Source organism: Pseudodesulfovibrio thermohalotolerans, assembly GCF_021353295.2.
Taxonomy (GTDB): Bacteria; Desulfobacterota; Desulfovibrionia; order Desulfovibrionales; family Desulfovibrionaceae; genus Pseudodesulfovibrio; species Pseudodesulfovibrio thermohalotolerans.
Genome location: NZ_CP120635.1, coordinates 276834 through 291002, shown reverse-complemented (window position 1 = coordinate 291002; position 14169 = coordinate 276834). Strand labels below are relative to the sequence as shown.

Genomic DNA, 14169 nt, shown 5'->3' with positions numbered 1-14169 from the left:
GAGACGCCCATGAAAGTCGTCGCGTTCAACGGGTCCGCCCGAAAAGGCGGAAACACCGCCGAAATGATTAAACGCGCCCTGGCCAAGCTGGAAGCTCAGGGTATCGAAACCGAAATGATCGAACTGTCGGGCAAGAAAATGCACGGCTGCATCGCCTGCTACAAATGTGCCGAGAACAAGGACCGCCGCTGCGCCGTCAAAAACGACTTCCTCAACGAATGCATCGAGGCCATGGACGCGGCCGACGGCATCATCCTCGCCTCGCCCACCTACTTCGCGACCATCACCACCGAAATGAGCGCGCTCATCGACCGGGCGGGCATGGTCGGCCTGGTCAACGGCAACATGTTCACCCGCAAGGTAGGCGCGGCCATCGTCGCCGCCCGGCGCGGCGGAGCCATGCAGACCTTCAACACCCTCAATTCCTTCTTCTTCATCCAGCAAATGATCGTCCCAGGCTCCCGCTACTGGAACATGGGCTTCGGCCGCGAAAAAGGCGAAGTCCTCAAGGACGAGGAAGGGATGCTCACCATGGACATCCTCGGCGAAAACATGGCCTGGCTCATGCAGAAAATCCACGCGTAACGCCAAACGAATCCGCCCGGTAGACTCTCCCCACAGAGATGCCTACCGGGCGATTTCCTTCGAATAATCCAAGCCCCTTCCCTATTGCTGCCGTCCACGGCCCCAATAACAAACAAGCTCGATTCAAGTCCCCTCCCCCCCGCGAAGCGGCACCAAAAAGTTTGGGAGAGTCCAGAGAACCCTTTTCAAAGGGTTCTCTGGCGGGGTCCGGGGCAGCGCCCCGGCGGGTTGCAGGGCAGCGCCCTGCCCTATTGCGGCAGAGTGATGATAACGCGGGTCTCGCCCGGCGCGCTGGTCTCCACGGTGATATCGCCGCCATGCGTGCGGGCGATGAGGCGCGCCGAGTAGGTGCCGAGGCCGGAGCCCCGGGCCGGGCTGGAGGTGGAATATTTGTCGAAGAAGGTTTCGCGCACGGACAGGGGGACTTCGCCCTGGTTTCGGATGGAGATGGTCAGTCCGCCGCGCTTTTCGATGACGATAGACACGGACCCGCCTTCGGGGGAGGCTTCGAGGGCATTGGTCACGAGGTTGGAGAGCATAGAGCGAAAGAGTTCGGCGTCGGCGGAAACAGGCAGGATACCCACCACTTCGCTGCCAAGGACTTCGATGCCCACGCTGATCCCCTTTCCGCTGATATGGGGCAGGGATTCGGCCTTGATCTGCTCAAGCACGTCGAGGACATCCACGGTGGTCCGATTGAGGACATAGGTGCCGCACTCCATCTTGTAGAGATCCAGAGAACGGTTGATGAGTTCGAGCATGGACGCGCCCGCGTTTTCGATGGTGGCGAGCATGGTTTCCTGCCCCGCGTCGAGATTGCCGCGCTTGCGTATCTCTTCGGGCAGGCCGATGACCGCGCCCAGCGGCGTCTTGAGGTCGTGTCGGGCCATGCGTTCCACGTCTTCGCGCAGGGCCTCGGCCAGCTTTCGGTCGGTGATGTCGCGGCTGACGCCCTGTAGGCCGATGCGCTCGCCTTCCTCGTTGAAGAGGATGCCGAGGTGGGATTCAAGCCAGACGGAGGCTCCGTCGAAGCAGGTGAATTCCAGGTCCTCGGTCACGGAGGTAAGGGGGCCCTGGGTGTCGGCCTGGTCGTCGAGCACCCGAAGGATATCCTTGAACCGGGTTTTGGAAGCGGGGGTGAGGAAATCCTCAATATGGCGGCCCAGGACATCGGACCGCTTGAAGCCGCGCACGACCTCGTCCGAGGGACTTACGTAGGTGAAGTGATAGTCCGCGTCCAGCCCCCAGATGATGTCCGTGACGTTCTCGGCCAGAAGCCGATACTGCTTTTCGCGCTGGCGCAGGGCTTCTTCCATGAGCTTGCGGTCGGTGATGTCGGTTCCCACGCAGAGCAGGCCGACGGTGGCCCCATCCTTGGAGCGGACCGAGTCGTTCGCCCAGGCCACCCAGACTATTTCGCCGTTGCGGCGCAAATTCATGGCTTCGTTGAAGGGATGAGCCGAGGGATCGAGAAGCAGCCGGTCCAGATAGCGGCGCATGGAGCGTCCTTCCAGGGCCTTGCGCGGAACCAGGGTGCCCACCAGGGGCTTGCCTATGAGTTCACCGGGCGCGTAGCCGTAGAAGTCTTCCGCGTATTCGTTGCAGAAAACGATGTCACCGTCCATGTTGATGCGCAGGATAATGGACTTGGCGCTGTGCACGAGCTGATAGTAACGCTCCCTGTCCTTGAGGCGGCCCATGACGATGACGACGATGGCCCACAGCGAGGCGGGGAGAATCACCACGGCCAGAAGCCCGGTGATGAGGATGGCGTTGCGGTGGGGGGAGACCCGCCAGCCACCGCTGGGGGCACCGGCCAGAAGCCACTCGCCCGACGGAACCGAGATGCTCCGGACCATGGGGGTCATGTCGAAGACCACGGGATCACCCGCGAGTATGGGGTTCTGTCCTTCCTGAGGGGTCTTGTCCCGCAGGGCGAGGAGGACGCCGCCCGATACGCCGATGCCCGCGCTCCGAAACAGCGTCGGGGCGTCGAGGTGAACGCAGATAACGCCCCAGTAGTTGGACGGGGCACCGTTGCCGGGGAGAAACACCGGGGCCAGAATGACTATCTCCTCCGGCTCAAAGACACGGCCGCCAGGGATCAGAACCTGCCGCCGACCGGAGACCTTGGCCCGCTGGATCAGCGTTCGCAAAGGTTGAATCTTGGTCAGGTCCGTTCCGATCACGCCGTTGGTGTTCCAGAAAGGATAGGAATGGGAAACGACGTCGTTTCGGGCGAGTTGCAGAGAGCGCACCGCAGGCATGTTCGCCAGCAACGCCTCGGCCAGCACAACGAATTGGGCCTGATCCAACTCCGGGGAGACCTTGAGGAACGCCTCCATGGCGGAGGCCAGGCGGACGCCCGTGCCGATGGACGCATCCAGGCTCGCCTTGCTCTCGTTGATGGTCTGAACCACCTTGCCGCGCACCCTTTCGGTATGGTTGTCCCGATCCGTGCGATAGCCGACGTAGACGAACACGGCCACGAGAATGCCGAGGAGCGGTGGGATGAGGTAGGAGATGCGTCTGAACATGGAACAGTTATCCGTTATTGCAGCCGTTTTCTGCGCAGCATTATTACAAGCATAGCAAAATGGCGGTCGAAATGAAACGGATCGCCCGATCCCCGCGCGGCTAGCTCCCGACTCTGCCCAGAACGGGCTGTCCGCTGTCCGCGAGAGGACGCTGGATGGAGAGCAGGTCCTCGTCCGGAATGAACTGCTCCACGGCCTGCCGCTTCATGCGCATCTCGCGAACCAGGCGGAGATTGCCGCTGCCGATGGGGTCGAAGGACACGGCCGGGGAGTTGTCGAGCTCGTTCAGGCAATCGAAAACCAGGTTCTCCGACAGGGAAAACATCTCGTCCAGTCCACGGTTGACCCGCGAGGAATGAAGAAGGCGATCGGCCAGCCGCAGGGAGCCGGTCCAGGACTTGCGCCCGGTCAGGGAAAGGCTTCCCTTGAGCAATTGCTTCTTGACCAGGAAAGGCAGACGGCGGCGATGCATTGCCGAAAGCAGGGTGTCGTCCGGAGCGCGGTTGGGCATCCGAAGCAGGGCCAGGGCGGTCTCATGTTCCTGGCGGAAACGACGGTCGGCCTGGGCTTCCACGTAGACATGGGAAAGCTTGGAACCGGACCGCATGTCGGCCAGGGTATTGGGCACGAAATAGTTGTGGGCCACCACGTCGGCCGCCAGATGGGTCAGGTAGCCGTAGGCATAGGCCGTGACGCGCGGGTCCGGGGCGGACCTGAGGAGCTTGAAGCCGGTCACCCAGTTATGGCTGTGGCCGGGCTTGATCCGGGTTCCCTTGCCGATGAAGATATCGGCGGACAGGCTGCCGTAGAGGAACGCCTCGCGATGACGCGACAGGAGCGCGGCCAGCAACGGCGGCAGACAGCCCAGGTTGCCGAGCACGACATTACCCAGGGCCAGGTGCACCCCCGGTCCCCAAGCTAGAGCCTGATCGGGCAAAAGCGCAACGAACAGGCAGGAAAGGATCAGAATCAGCTTCATCTGCGAATGTCTCTCCGAAGGAGAAACTAAGGGTCTGCCCCGAAAAGTCAACGATAATCGGGTGCCGATTCCCGCCCGGCGGGCCGGGATTCGGACAACCTCCCGGCCTCACTGAACAAAGGCCGGCAAAGAAAAAATGGGCTCAATCCCCGTGCCGGTCCCCTGCCATGCCGCCCTCCTCGACTTCACGAATGAAGGCCTCCACCAAAGCCGCGTCCAAAGTGGCCCCGGCCAGGCTGCGAAGGATGCCGAACGCGTCCTCGGCCGAGCGGCCCCGCTGATAGGGACGGTCCGTGGTCATGGCGTCGAAATAGTCGACCACGCAGAGGATGCGCGCGCCCAGGGGGATGGCCTCCCCCGCCAACCCGCGCGGATAGCCCGACCCGTCCATGAGTTCGTGATGCGCATAGACGTATTCCAGGGCCGGGCCGAGGAAATCGAGATTCTTGAGAATGTCGCGGCCCCACTCAGGGTGGCGATGGATTTCATCAACCATCTCCCTGGTCAGGGGCGTGTCTTCCCCGGAAAATATCCGGTCGCTGAAGCCGATCTTGCCTATGTCGTGCAGCGTCCCGGCAATGCGGATGCGCTCCACCTCGTCGGGGGGCAGCCCAAGCCGCTGGGCCAGCCGCCGGGCGTAGATTCCCACGCGCTCGCCATGGCCCTCGGTGTAGGCGTCACGCGCGCCCAGGGCGTGCGCCACCGCCGTGATGGTGTTCACGGTGTCGCGCCGAATCTTGGCCAGGAGCTGCTCCAGCCGGTCCTCCCTGGCCTCGATCTTGGCCAGCATCACGGCCACGGCCTCGGCCAGCTCCTGGATATCCGGGTCGTACTCCGGGCCGGTCAGGGCGTGGATTCCGTTCGCCGAACCACCCGCCGAGATGGTCCGGATGATCCGAAGCAGCTCCTCCCGCCCCTTGCGCCCGGTCATGCTATCTCCAGGCGTCAGCGCGCTCTTCGGCAAAAGCCGCGAAGGGCCTCGCCGGAACGCCGGTCAGATATTCCACGGCCTGGGTCACGTTGCCCATCATGCCAAGCTTCACCACCCGGCTCAGGCTGACCAGCATGTTCCGGTTCCATTCGGGCACGCCCGCCGCATCAAGGCTCCCGATATACGCGTCCTCGTCGGCCGGGACGTATTCCACCTTGATTCCGGCCGCTTTCGCGATGGTCGAAGCCACGTCCGCCAGGGTCAGTCCCTCGGGGCCGGTCATGGCGTAGAAACCGCCCGTGAATCCCTCGTTGTCCCGGAACAACCGGGCCGCACAGGCCGCCACGTCGCGCACGTCGATGTAGCTGACCTTGTAGTCCTCCTCGGGCAGGGCGATGGTCCCGGACTTGACCATGGGGGCGAGGAACGTGCTGAAATTCTGCATGAAAGTGTTGGGGCGCAGGACAGTGAAAGGAATCTTGGAGTCCTCCACGAACTGGTCCACCATGCCCTGCTCCCGTCCCAGCCGCCAGTGGGCGTCGGAGGACGCGCCGTACCGGCTGGACCGGACGATATAGCCGATGCCCGCCTCCTTGGCCGCGTCCACGGCCAACCGTCCGAACCGGGCCAGCTTCTCCTGCATGGGAATGACCAGGAACATGCGGTCGCACCCGGCCATGGCCGCGACCATGGAATCCTTGTCCCCGAAGTCGAACACCCTCGCCTCCACGCCCTTTTCGGCCAGAAGTCCGCCCTGTTCCGGGGAGCGCACCCCGGCCACGATTTCGGACTTGTCGGCAAGTGTATCGATAAGCGCCGAACCGAGATTCCCGGCAGCGCCGGCTATGAATATCCTGCTCATGGAAACGCTCCTTTTCAAGCGGGCCGGATCGGCTCGCGGTGATTTTTCTTGTGACTCCCGCACGCTACACGAAGAAGGCAGGGAAAGGCAAACGGCGCGCCCCGAACTTCCCATGAAAACGAACCGTACCATTCCCCGCCCGGATTCGACCATTTACCGAATGGATGCTTGCGCACCGCGCCCAAGGGGGTTACCTCGAAAGGAAGCCTGAACAAATACGGAGTGGAAATGTTATTAGGAATCGACGTGGGCGGCACCCACACGGATGCGGTCGCCATCGACCTTACGGACGTCCCTTCGGTGGCCGCCTCATGCAAAGTGCCCACCCGGCATGACGACCTGCTCTCCTCGGTCACCGAGGCCCTGGCCGCCATCCTCGGCCAGGTGGACAAGGACGCGGTTACCCAGCTCAATCTGTCCACCACCCTGTCCACCAACGCCATCGTCCAGAACAAGACCGAGGACGTGGGCGTCATAGTCTCGTCGGGGCCGGGCATAGACCCGCACAATTTCATGCCCTGCAAGGATTTTCACGTCATCGAGGGGTCCATCGACCACCGGGGCAACGAGGTCCGCGCGCTGTCCACGCGCCAGCTCGCCGAGGCCGTCGACCGCTGCCGCGAAAACGGCGTGCGCGTCTTCGCCGCGGTATCCAAGTTCTCCACCCGCAACCCGCGCCACGAGAACCTTATCCGGCGCACGGTCTGCAACTGCAAGAGCGTGGACATCTGCGAACACGCCGACTTCGTCACCCTGGGGCACCAGCTCGGCGGCGCGCTGAATTTCCCGCGCCGCGTGGCGACCGCCTACTTCAACTGCGCGGTCTGGCGGATCTACAACGAGTTCGCCTCCGCCGTGGAAAACGCCCTGGCCGACATGGGCCTGGCCAAGGTCAAGGTCAACATCCTCAAGGCCGACGGCGGGACCATGCCCCTGCCCCAGTCCCGGACCATGCCCGTACAGTCCATTTTTTCCGGTCCGGCCGCCTCGGTCATGGGCATCATCGCCCTGACCGACATCTTCCACGACTCGATCATCCTCGACATCGGCGGCACCACCACAGACATCGCGGTCTTTGCCGACGGCGCGCCGCTCATCGAGCGCGAGGGCATCGACATCGGCTCCCACCCCACCCTGGTCTCCGCGCTGAAGGTCCACTCCATCGGCATCGGCGGCGATTCGGCCATTTCCGTGGCCGGAAAGGACGTCCGCGTCGGTCCCAACCGGCTCGGCCCATCCGTCTGTCTGGGCGGAGAACACGTCACCCTGACCGACGCCCTGAACTGCAAGGGCGCTTGCGCCGTGGGCGACGTCCAGGCTTCCCGAGCCGCCATGGAAGCTTACGCCTCGGCCCGCGGCCTGAGCGTCGAAAAACTCGCCGGAGACGCCGTGATGTACGCGGCCAAGACGATCCAGAACGCCACCCGCGACCTGGTGGAGGAGATCAACTCCAAGCCCGTCTACACCATCCACGAGCTTCTCGAAGGCAAGAAGATCGTGCCCAAAAAGGTCTACCTCATGGGCGGACCGGCCGAAGCCCTCAAGGACGAACTCCGCGACTGCTTCCAGCTCTCCACCGAAGTGCCTGCCAACTTCGACGTGGCCAACGCCATCGGCGCGGCCCTCACGCGGACCACCTGGGAACTGGAGCTCTTCGCGGACACCCAGCGGCACGTCCTGTTCATCCCCACCCTTTCGTACAGGGAAAACGTTCCCTCCAGCTACGACCTGGAGGACGCCAAACGCGACGCCGTCAACCAACTCACCATGCAGCTCGACTCCATGGGCGTGTTCCTCAAGACCGAGGACGCCCAGATCACCCACGCGTCAAGCTTCAACATGGTCGAAGGCTACGACCAGGTGGGCCGGAACATCCGCGTCAAGTGCCAGGTCCGTCCCGGCGTAATCAAGACTTTCGGGGAGGGGCGCTAACCCATGCTCAAATCCAAGAACACCCTCGGCATCATCTTCTTCCCGGCCTTTGACTGGGCCATCTCGCCGACCCACCCGGAACGGCAGGAGCGGCTGCTCTACACCCAGGACCAACTGCGCGAGGAAGGCCTCTTCGACATCGAAGGCATCAGCGAATACAAACCGGACGTGGCTTCGGTCGAAGACGTCGAGCGAGTCCATTTCTGCTTTCCGGACGTGCCCTCCGTGGCCACGCGCTCCCATCTCATTTCGGCTGGCGGAGCCATGAAGGCCGCCGACCTGATTATGGAGGGCGTCTGCGAACGCGCCTTCGCCATGGTCCGCCCGCCCGGCCACCACGCCATGAAGGTGGTCCACGGCTCGCGGGGCTTCTGCACCATCAACATCGAAGCGATCATGATCGAGCGCATCCGGGAAAAATACGGCCGCAAGCGCATCGCCATCGTGGATACCGACTGCCACCACGGCGACGGCACCCAGGACATCTACTGGCACGACCCGGACACCCTGTTCATCTCGCTGCACCAGGACGGCAGGACCCTCTATCCCGGCACCGGCTTCCCCCGCGATCTGGGCGGACCGAACGCCATGGGCCGCACCCTGAACATCCCCTTGCCTCCCGGCACCTCGGACGAAGGGTTTCTCATGGCCGTCGAGCGCGTGGTCATGCCCATCCTCGAAGACTTCAAGCCCGACCTGATTATCAATTCCGCCGGACAGGACAACCACTACACCGACCCGATCACCAACATGAACTTTTCGGCGGGCGGCTATGCGGCCATGAACGACATGCTCAAGCCGGACATCGCCGTGCTCGAAGGCGGCTACTCCATCCAGGGAGCCCTGCCCTACATCAACCTCGGCATCTGCCTCGCCATGGCCGGAGTGGACTACTCCCACGTGCGCGAGCCCAACTACAACGCCGAGCGCATCCGCCAGGACGCCCGCACCACCGCCTACATCGACGAACTCTGCAAGCAGCTCCCGAAGCTCTACTTCGATCCGCCAAAATTCGTCTCCAAGGACGACAGCCGCCAGGGCGTCATCTCCGGCGACAAGTTCATCCGCCACAAGCAGATCTATTACGACACCGACGGCATCAACGAAGTCCAGCAGGAGTCCGTTACCCTGTGCAAGCACTGCCGGGGCCTCTACAAGGTCGAAACCCGCGCCGACTCCGGCCCGCTGTGCCTCGGCGTCGAAATTCCCATCGACGCCTGCCCGCACTGCCGGGACATGGGCTACAAGGCCATCGAGGACGCCCAGGTCAAGGGCGCCTACCGATACACCCAGCTCATCAACCGGCTGGACAAGGAATACGTCCGGTACGGATTCTAAAAACATTCCCGGCGGCCGGGGGGAAGGCGCAAGCCCTTCCTCCCGGCCCCGCCATCCTTTCCCGATTTCCCGACATCGCCTAACGGGCGTGCGACCCAAACGGCCATTCGCGGCCGCCCGGAAGACGACTCCTACTCCGGCGGCGCGTCCAGCAGCCCCAACCTGCGCATCTTGCTCCGCAGCGTACTCGGATTGACATCCAGCAGCTCGGCGGCTCCCCCGGGACCGCTGATCTTGCCGCCCGCGCGTTCAAGCGCCGCGAGGATGGCTTCCCTGACGGTCTCGGCAAGGGTACGCATCCCGACAGTCTCGGCCGGGGCAACGGCGCACGGATCGGTTTCGCCCTTGACGCCGTGCATCGAAACGAGATGCCTGTCCAATGCGGCCTGCACCCGGGCGTCGATGGCCTTCTCGAAATAGCTCGGCTCCTCTTCCGGGGAGAGGTACCAGCCCTCGTCCTCCGGGAGAAGCTTGTCCAGAAGCAGGGGAGCGCCCGGGTTCATGGTCACGCCGCGCTTGACCAGGTTTTCCAATTCCCGGACGTTCCCGGGCCAAGAGTACTGGAGCATACGCTGGAGCGTCTGGGTAGGCACCACGGGATACCCCTTCACCCCGAGCTTGGCGTACGCGCGTTGGGCAAAGAAATGGATCAGCTCCGGCAGATCGTGCGGCCGGTCCCGGAGCGGCGGTACGCGCACGGGGTAAACGTACAGACGGTAGTAGAGGTCCTCCCGGAACGTGCCCTCCTGCATCATCTGCTCAAGGTTCCGGTTGGTGGCCGCGATGATTCGGACGTCCACCGCAATGGACCGGGTGCTGCCCAACCGGACGACCACGTTGTCCTGGAGCACCCGCAGAAGGCGGACCTGCACCGACATGGGCAATTCGCCTATTTCATCCAGAAACAGCGTGCCGCCGTGCGCCTGCTCGAACTTGCCCGGCCGGGACGCGGTGGCTCCGGTGAACGCGCCCTTCTCATAGCCGAACAGTTCGCTGTCCACGAGCGTGTCCGGTATGGCCCCGCAGTTGACCTTGATGAACGGCTTGTCCTTGCGGGGCGAAATGCGTTGAATGACATCGGCGATGAGTTCCTTGCCCGTGCCCGTCTCCCCGAGAATCAACGCCGGAATCTCGCTGCCGCGCAGTTGATAGACCGTATCCATGGTGGCCTTGAGCCCCGCCTGCTCGCCCAGAATGCGCTTCTCCCGGAAACAGCCCGCGTCCGATTCCGGCCGGTCTCCCCCCGAATACAGCTTCTCCTGAAAATAAATGCTCCGCTTGTCCTTCAACAGGTTCGACATGACCAGGGTGAACGGCTTGACGAGCAGGGCGAGCTTTTTCAGGTGTTCCTCGTTGAAACAGCCCACATGCGCACCCATCAGGCACAGGTGGCCAATGACCTCGCCCTCGGACTGCATCATGGCGATGAGATAGGCCCGGTCCTTGTAGGGCAGGAACGATTCGAGCGCCTTGCTGTGGGCGTAGGTCACCGCATTGTCCCGGTTCACCGGAATCGACTTGAAAAGCTCCAGCCCCCGCTGATGCAGTATCTGTATGGGAATATGCGCCTCGTCCACGGGGACCGTCGTTTCCACGAAATGGAACCGGCCCTTGGTAATCAGAAAGAAAAGCTTCAGGCTTTTCAACGGCACGGAATACTGATGCAGGGATATAGCGTCGATGGGGAAATACTTTTGCAGGTGGCCGAAGGTGTTCACCAGGGCCTCCGGGATATTCAGGCTCCCGGCCATGCAGTCCATCGTCTTGCGGAGAAAGGCGAGATCATCGGAATTGGTCCAAACCACTTTGTGCGCTCCTTTGTGAAAAATAGATCACGCCATCGTTTTATATAACGTAATCCCGTTAAATACCACATCACAATTCGTCTCATTTCACGCAATAAGTAGCTTTCCTGGCCCATCGCCATTACAATATCTTGTATTTGTTGACTATATTTTATGGCATGTTGTTTGTTAATACATTCACAGAGAGGAGACGATGCAAACACTTCAATCATTTATTGGCGAACAACGATTCGGCGAGGCCGTCCAAAACTTCAAGTCGCGGCGGGACTTCGCCGGACTGGCGGCATTCCTGGCCGACACCCTGGCCTCGGATGACATGCCGACCGCAACGCAGGCCAAGGCATACAACGAGCTTGGCCTGGCCGAGCTGCAACTGGAAAAACCCGCCGAAGCGGCAAGGGCCTTCCACGCCGCCATCGAGCGCAACCCGCAGAGCGTGAATCCGCGCTTCAACCTGGCCAACCTCGCTCTATACGCCCGCAACTATATCCGAGGACTGGAGCTGTTCCGGAAAATTCTCGAAATCGACCCGGCCCATGCGGGCGCGCTGCACCACGCCGGGCTGTGCTGCGCCATGCAGGACCGGTTCGAGGAGGCCCTGCCCTACTTCGAGCGCAGCGCCGAAGCCGCGCCCGGCGTCATGGGGCCGGACTTCTGGGCCGGGGAATGCCTTGTCCGGCTCGGCAACTTCGAACGCGCTCTTCCCCATTTCAGGCGCGCCCTGGAAATCATGCCCGACCACACGGAATCCATCCGGGGGCTGGCCATCTGCCTGTACGAGACCAGGGAATACACGGAGGCGCTGACCGCCTGCGACACGCTCATCGCACGGGGCGGCGGAGCCGAATACCTAGCCCTGCGCGTCAAGGGCGACGTGCTCCTGGCTCTGGGCCAGGGCGAAAAGGCCGCATTGTGCCACCTCGGCATGGCCGAACTCGACTTCGACGCCCGCGAATACCTGCATCTCCGTTCAAGAGACCTTGCCGAACAAGGCAGCGATCAAGCGGAGATATACGCCAAAACCATCGCCGACCATCTCCGGGGGATGGACGCCGATTTTCTCGAACTGCTCCCGGAACAACAATAGAACTTCGAACGCAGAGATGCCGACTTCATTTTGCCCAGGAGGTACGACATGGCAAATGAGCACAACGCATTGGATATCATCAACGACCCGAAAAACCGCGTGACGGACGCCGGCAACGCGGGAGCCGGGGAAAACGGAAACGACGTCGGTGAACCCAGCGGGGAGAACAAGGGGGTCTCCCGACGCAACTTCCTGAAATTCGGCGGCGTGGCAGCGGCAGCGGCCACCATGGCCGGAGCCGCCGGCGCGGGGTTCGCGGTGGGCCGCTCCGACGACGCCTACACAGGGTACGGGCGCACCTTCCAGGGCGGCGACCAGTTCTTCAACCGCGAACCGTTCCGCTGCGATGTCCCGGTGATGATGGAGCCGGTGGGCAAGGTGGTGCGGCCCGAATGGACCGAGTATCTCTTCCTGCGGCTGCGGGCGCTGGTGGACATCATCAAGAGCGGAAAGTGGACCCCGGACATGGGCGTGGAGGCGTTGCCCGGCCCGGTCGGCGACCACTACCGCGCGCGCCCCGGCGAGCTGGAGATCATGCTCGAATCCCTCCAGCGCAACGTCAAGCGCGCCGAAGCGTGGAAGAAGGGGAAGAACAAGCGGTACGCCCTGGCCGGAGCCTACAACATGGCCCTGCGCCTCGGCGGCATGGAGTTGCCCGGCCACGTCCAGCGCATCCCGGAGGACCCGCATGACGAGCACATGCGCACCGGCAAGCCCATTCCGCCCGAGGACTGGGACTACCGGGGCATCTGGCGTGAGAAGCCGATGGAGTTCAAGTCGCCCAAACACGCGTCCGTGCTCATCAAGCGCATGGCGCACCAATTCGGCATGTCCCTGGTGGGCATCACCAAGTTCGACCCGCGCTTCATGTTCAAGGGCGTCATGCGCGGTATGCCCGACAAGGGACACTACACCTGGGGCGACAAGGTGCCCGAACACTGGAAGTCCATCATCATCTTCGGCGTGCCCATGAACTGGGACGGCACATACGCGGCCGTGGGGTATTCCACCTCGTTCGACGCGTACTTCCGCTCTCGCGTGGCGGCAAGCCTCATGGAGCGGTTCATACGCGAACTCGGCTACCCGGCGCGGGCGCAGTTCCCCGGCTCCAACTACGAGATCATGATGAGCCCATATGTCCAGCTCGCCGGTCTCGGCCAGTACAGCCGCGCGGGCGTGGTCATGGTGCCGGAGCTGGGCGCCAACTTCCGCCCGGCCGCCATCGTGACCAACATCGAGTTCGAGTACGACAAGCCCATCGACGTCAAGATGGCCGACTTCTGCAAGAAATGTAAGATCTGCGCCGAGCAATGCCCGTCAGGGGCCATCCCCTTCGACGACGAACCACAGACCGTGGTGCGCGGCTTCAAGCGTTGGAAGCTCAACGAAGAGAAGTGCTACCAGCAGTGGGCCAGCGGTCCCACCCAGGACGGCCTCGGCTGCCGCGTCTGCATCGGCGTCTGCCCGTATTCGCGCAAAAACACCTGGATTCACGCCATCTCGCGCGAGATGGAGCCCCGCGACCCCACGGGACTGGTTTCCCAGGGGTTGCTGGCCATGCAGAAGAACTTCTTCAAGTTCCATGAGGCCGAGGACTACCGCTCCGACTGGGACGGCGGCAAGGAAGCCTCGTACCACAATCCGCCGTGGTGGATGCGGGCCGAAAACTTCCTCGAAATCGAAAAGGATTGGGAATACCACGGGATGGAGTAGGCCGCAGGGCTTCCATCGGGACGAAATCAACAAGGAGTCAACATATGTTTCCCGGAACCACGATGCTCAACTACATATTCTGGATGGTCATGGGCGCGTTGCAGGTCCTGATTGTCATGGGACTTGTGGAGTGGCTCAAATCCCGCGGCCGCAAGCCGGTCTGGTGGCAGGTGGCCCTGCTCTACGCAGGCTTCGCCTTCCTGTGCGCCGTCGTCGCGGGGGGCACGACCCTCATGGGCGAATTCGAAACCATCGCGGGATGGTACTTCATCGGCGTCCTCGGCCTGCCGGTGGTCATTTGCCTGGCCATCGCCGTCCGCCTCTTCGTCATGAAAAAACCGACCCAGGGCTAAAAACACAACCGGCGGCCCGCCCCTCGTGCGGGCCGCCGACATTTTCC

General features: G+C 62.8%; 11 protein-coding genes. 6 read left to right on the top strand and 5 right to left on the bottom strand.

Annotated elements, in window-relative coordinates; genetic code table 11:
• Positions 1–9: 9 nt before the first annotated feature.
• Positions 10–585, top strand: coding sequence for a flavodoxin family protein (locus LF599_RS01375; RefSeq protein WP_279522011.1), 576 nt, complete (start codon positions 10–12; stop codon positions 583–585).
• Positions 586–833: 248 nt separating this feature from the next.
• On the opposite strand, the gene LF599_RS01370 is transcribed toward LF599_RS01375, so the two are convergent.
• From LF599_RS01370 to LF599_RS01355, 4 genes are all read right to left on the bottom strand, one after another.
• Positions 834–3122 (bottom strand): PAS domain S-box protein, encoded by a 2289-nt coding sequence (locus LF599_RS01370; RefSeq protein ID WP_279522010.1) that lies wholly within the window; start codon positions 3120–3122, stop codon positions 834–836.
• A gap of 100 nt (positions 3123–3222) precedes the next feature.
• Positions 3223–4101, bottom strand: a complete 879-nt coding sequence (locus tag LF599_RS01365; RefSeq protein WP_279522009.1) for a zinc dependent phospholipase C family protein — start codon at positions 4099–4101, stop codon at positions 3223–3225.
• A 142-nt stretch (positions 4102–4243) separates the two neighbouring features.
• A complete protein-coding gene (locus LF599_RS01360; protein ID WP_279522008.1) occupies positions 4244–5032 on the bottom strand; it encodes an HD-GYP domain-containing protein in 789 nt (262 codons plus the stop codon).
• Position 5033: 1 nt separating this feature from the next.
• Positions 5034–5894 carry an NmrA family NAD(P)-binding protein gene (locus LF599_RS01355; protein ID WP_279522007.1) on the bottom strand — a complete coding sequence of 287 codons (861 nt, stop codon included), beginning with the start codon at positions 5892–5894 and terminating at the stop codon, positions 5034–5036.
• A 228-nt stretch (positions 5895–6122) separates the two neighbouring features.
• Between LF599_RS01355 and LF599_RS01350 the strand changes: the two genes are divergently transcribed.
• Together LF599_RS01350 and LF599_RS01345 are read left to right on the top strand one after the other, a co-directional pair.
• A complete protein-coding gene (locus LF599_RS01350; protein WP_279522006.1) occupies positions 6123–7826 on the top strand; it encodes a hydantoinase/oxoprolinase family protein in 1704 nt (567 codons plus the stop codon).
• 3 nt (positions 7827–7829) lie between these two features.
• A complete protein-coding gene (locus LF599_RS01345; protein WP_279522005.1) occupies positions 7830–9164 on the top strand; it encodes a histone deacetylase family protein in 1335 nt (444 codons plus the stop codon).
• A gap of 131 nt (positions 9165–9295) precedes the next feature.
• Here the strand turns inward: LF599_RS01345 and LF599_RS01340 are convergent, their stop codons facing one another.
• Positions 9296–10969: a sigma-54 interaction domain-containing protein gene (locus LF599_RS01340; RefSeq protein ID WP_279522004.1), complete on the bottom strand. Its 1674-nt coding sequence runs from the start codon at positions 10967–10969 to the stop codon at positions 9296–9298.
• A gap of 193 nt (positions 10970–11162) precedes the next feature.
• Between LF599_RS01340 and LF599_RS01335 the strand changes: the two genes are divergently transcribed.
• Genes LF599_RS01335 through LF599_RS01325 form a run of 3 tightly spaced genes read left to right on the top strand, consistent with a single transcriptional unit; the run spans position 11163 to position 14122 of the window.
• Positions 11163–12056 (top strand): tetratricopeptide repeat protein, encoded by an 894-nt coding sequence (locus LF599_RS01335; RefSeq protein WP_279522003.1) that lies wholly within the window; start codon positions 11163–11165, stop codon positions 12054–12056.
• A 48-nt stretch (positions 12057–12104) separates the two neighbouring features.
• The gene (locus LF599_RS01330; RefSeq protein ID WP_279522002.1) at positions 12105–13769 is read left to right on the top strand and encodes a 4Fe-4S dicluster domain-containing protein; all 1665 of its coding nucleotides are present in this window, start codon (positions 12105–12107) and stop codon (positions 13767–13769) included.
• A gap of 44 nt (positions 13770–13813) precedes the next feature.
• Positions 13814–14122, top strand: coding sequence for a hypothetical protein (locus LF599_RS01325; protein WP_279522001.1), 309 nt, complete (start codon positions 13814–13816; stop codon positions 14120–14122).
• Positions 14123–14169: the final 47 nt, after the last annotated feature.

Excerpts from the sequence above, each read along its gene's own strand:
- LF599_RS01360 (WP_279522008.1), bottom strand. The coding sequence starts at position 5,032 with ATGACCGGGCGCAAGGGGCGGGAGGAGCTGCTTCGGATCATCCGGACC.
- LF599_RS01355 (WP_279522007.1), bottom strand. The coding sequence starts at position 5,894 with ATGAGCAGGATATTCATAGCCGGCGCTGCCGGGAATCTCGGTTCGGCG.
- LF599_RS01335 (WP_279522003.1), top strand. The coding sequence starts at position 11,163 with ATGCAAACACTTCAATCATTTATTGGCGAACAACGATTCGGCGAGGCC.
- LF599_RS01370 (WP_279522010.1), bottom strand. The coding sequence starts at position 3,122 with ATGTTCAGACGCATCTCCTACCTCATCCCACCGCTCCTCGGCATTCTC.
- LF599_RS01350 (WP_279522006.1), top strand. The coding sequence starts at position 6,123 with ATGTTATTAGGAATCGACGTGGGCGGCACCCACACGGATGCGGTCGCC.
- LF599_RS01365 (WP_279522009.1), bottom strand. The coding sequence starts at position 4,101 with ATGAAGCTGATTCTGATCCTTTCCTGCCTGTTCGTTGCGCTTTTGCCC.
- LF599_RS01345 (WP_279522005.1), top strand. The coding sequence starts at position 7,830 with ATGCTCAAATCCAAGAACACCCTCGGCATCATCTTCTTCCCGGCCTTT.
- LF599_RS01375 (WP_279522011.1), top strand. The coding sequence starts at position 10 with ATGAAAGTCGTCGCGTTCAACGGGTCCGCCCGAAAAGGCGGAAACACC.
- LF599_RS01330 (WP_279522002.1), top strand. The coding sequence starts at position 12,105 with ATGGCAAATGAGCACAACGCATTGGATATCATCAACGACCCGAAAAAC.
- LF599_RS01325 (WP_279522001.1), top strand. The coding sequence starts at position 13,814 with ATGTTTCCCGGAACCACGATGCTCAACTACATATTCTGGATGGTCATG.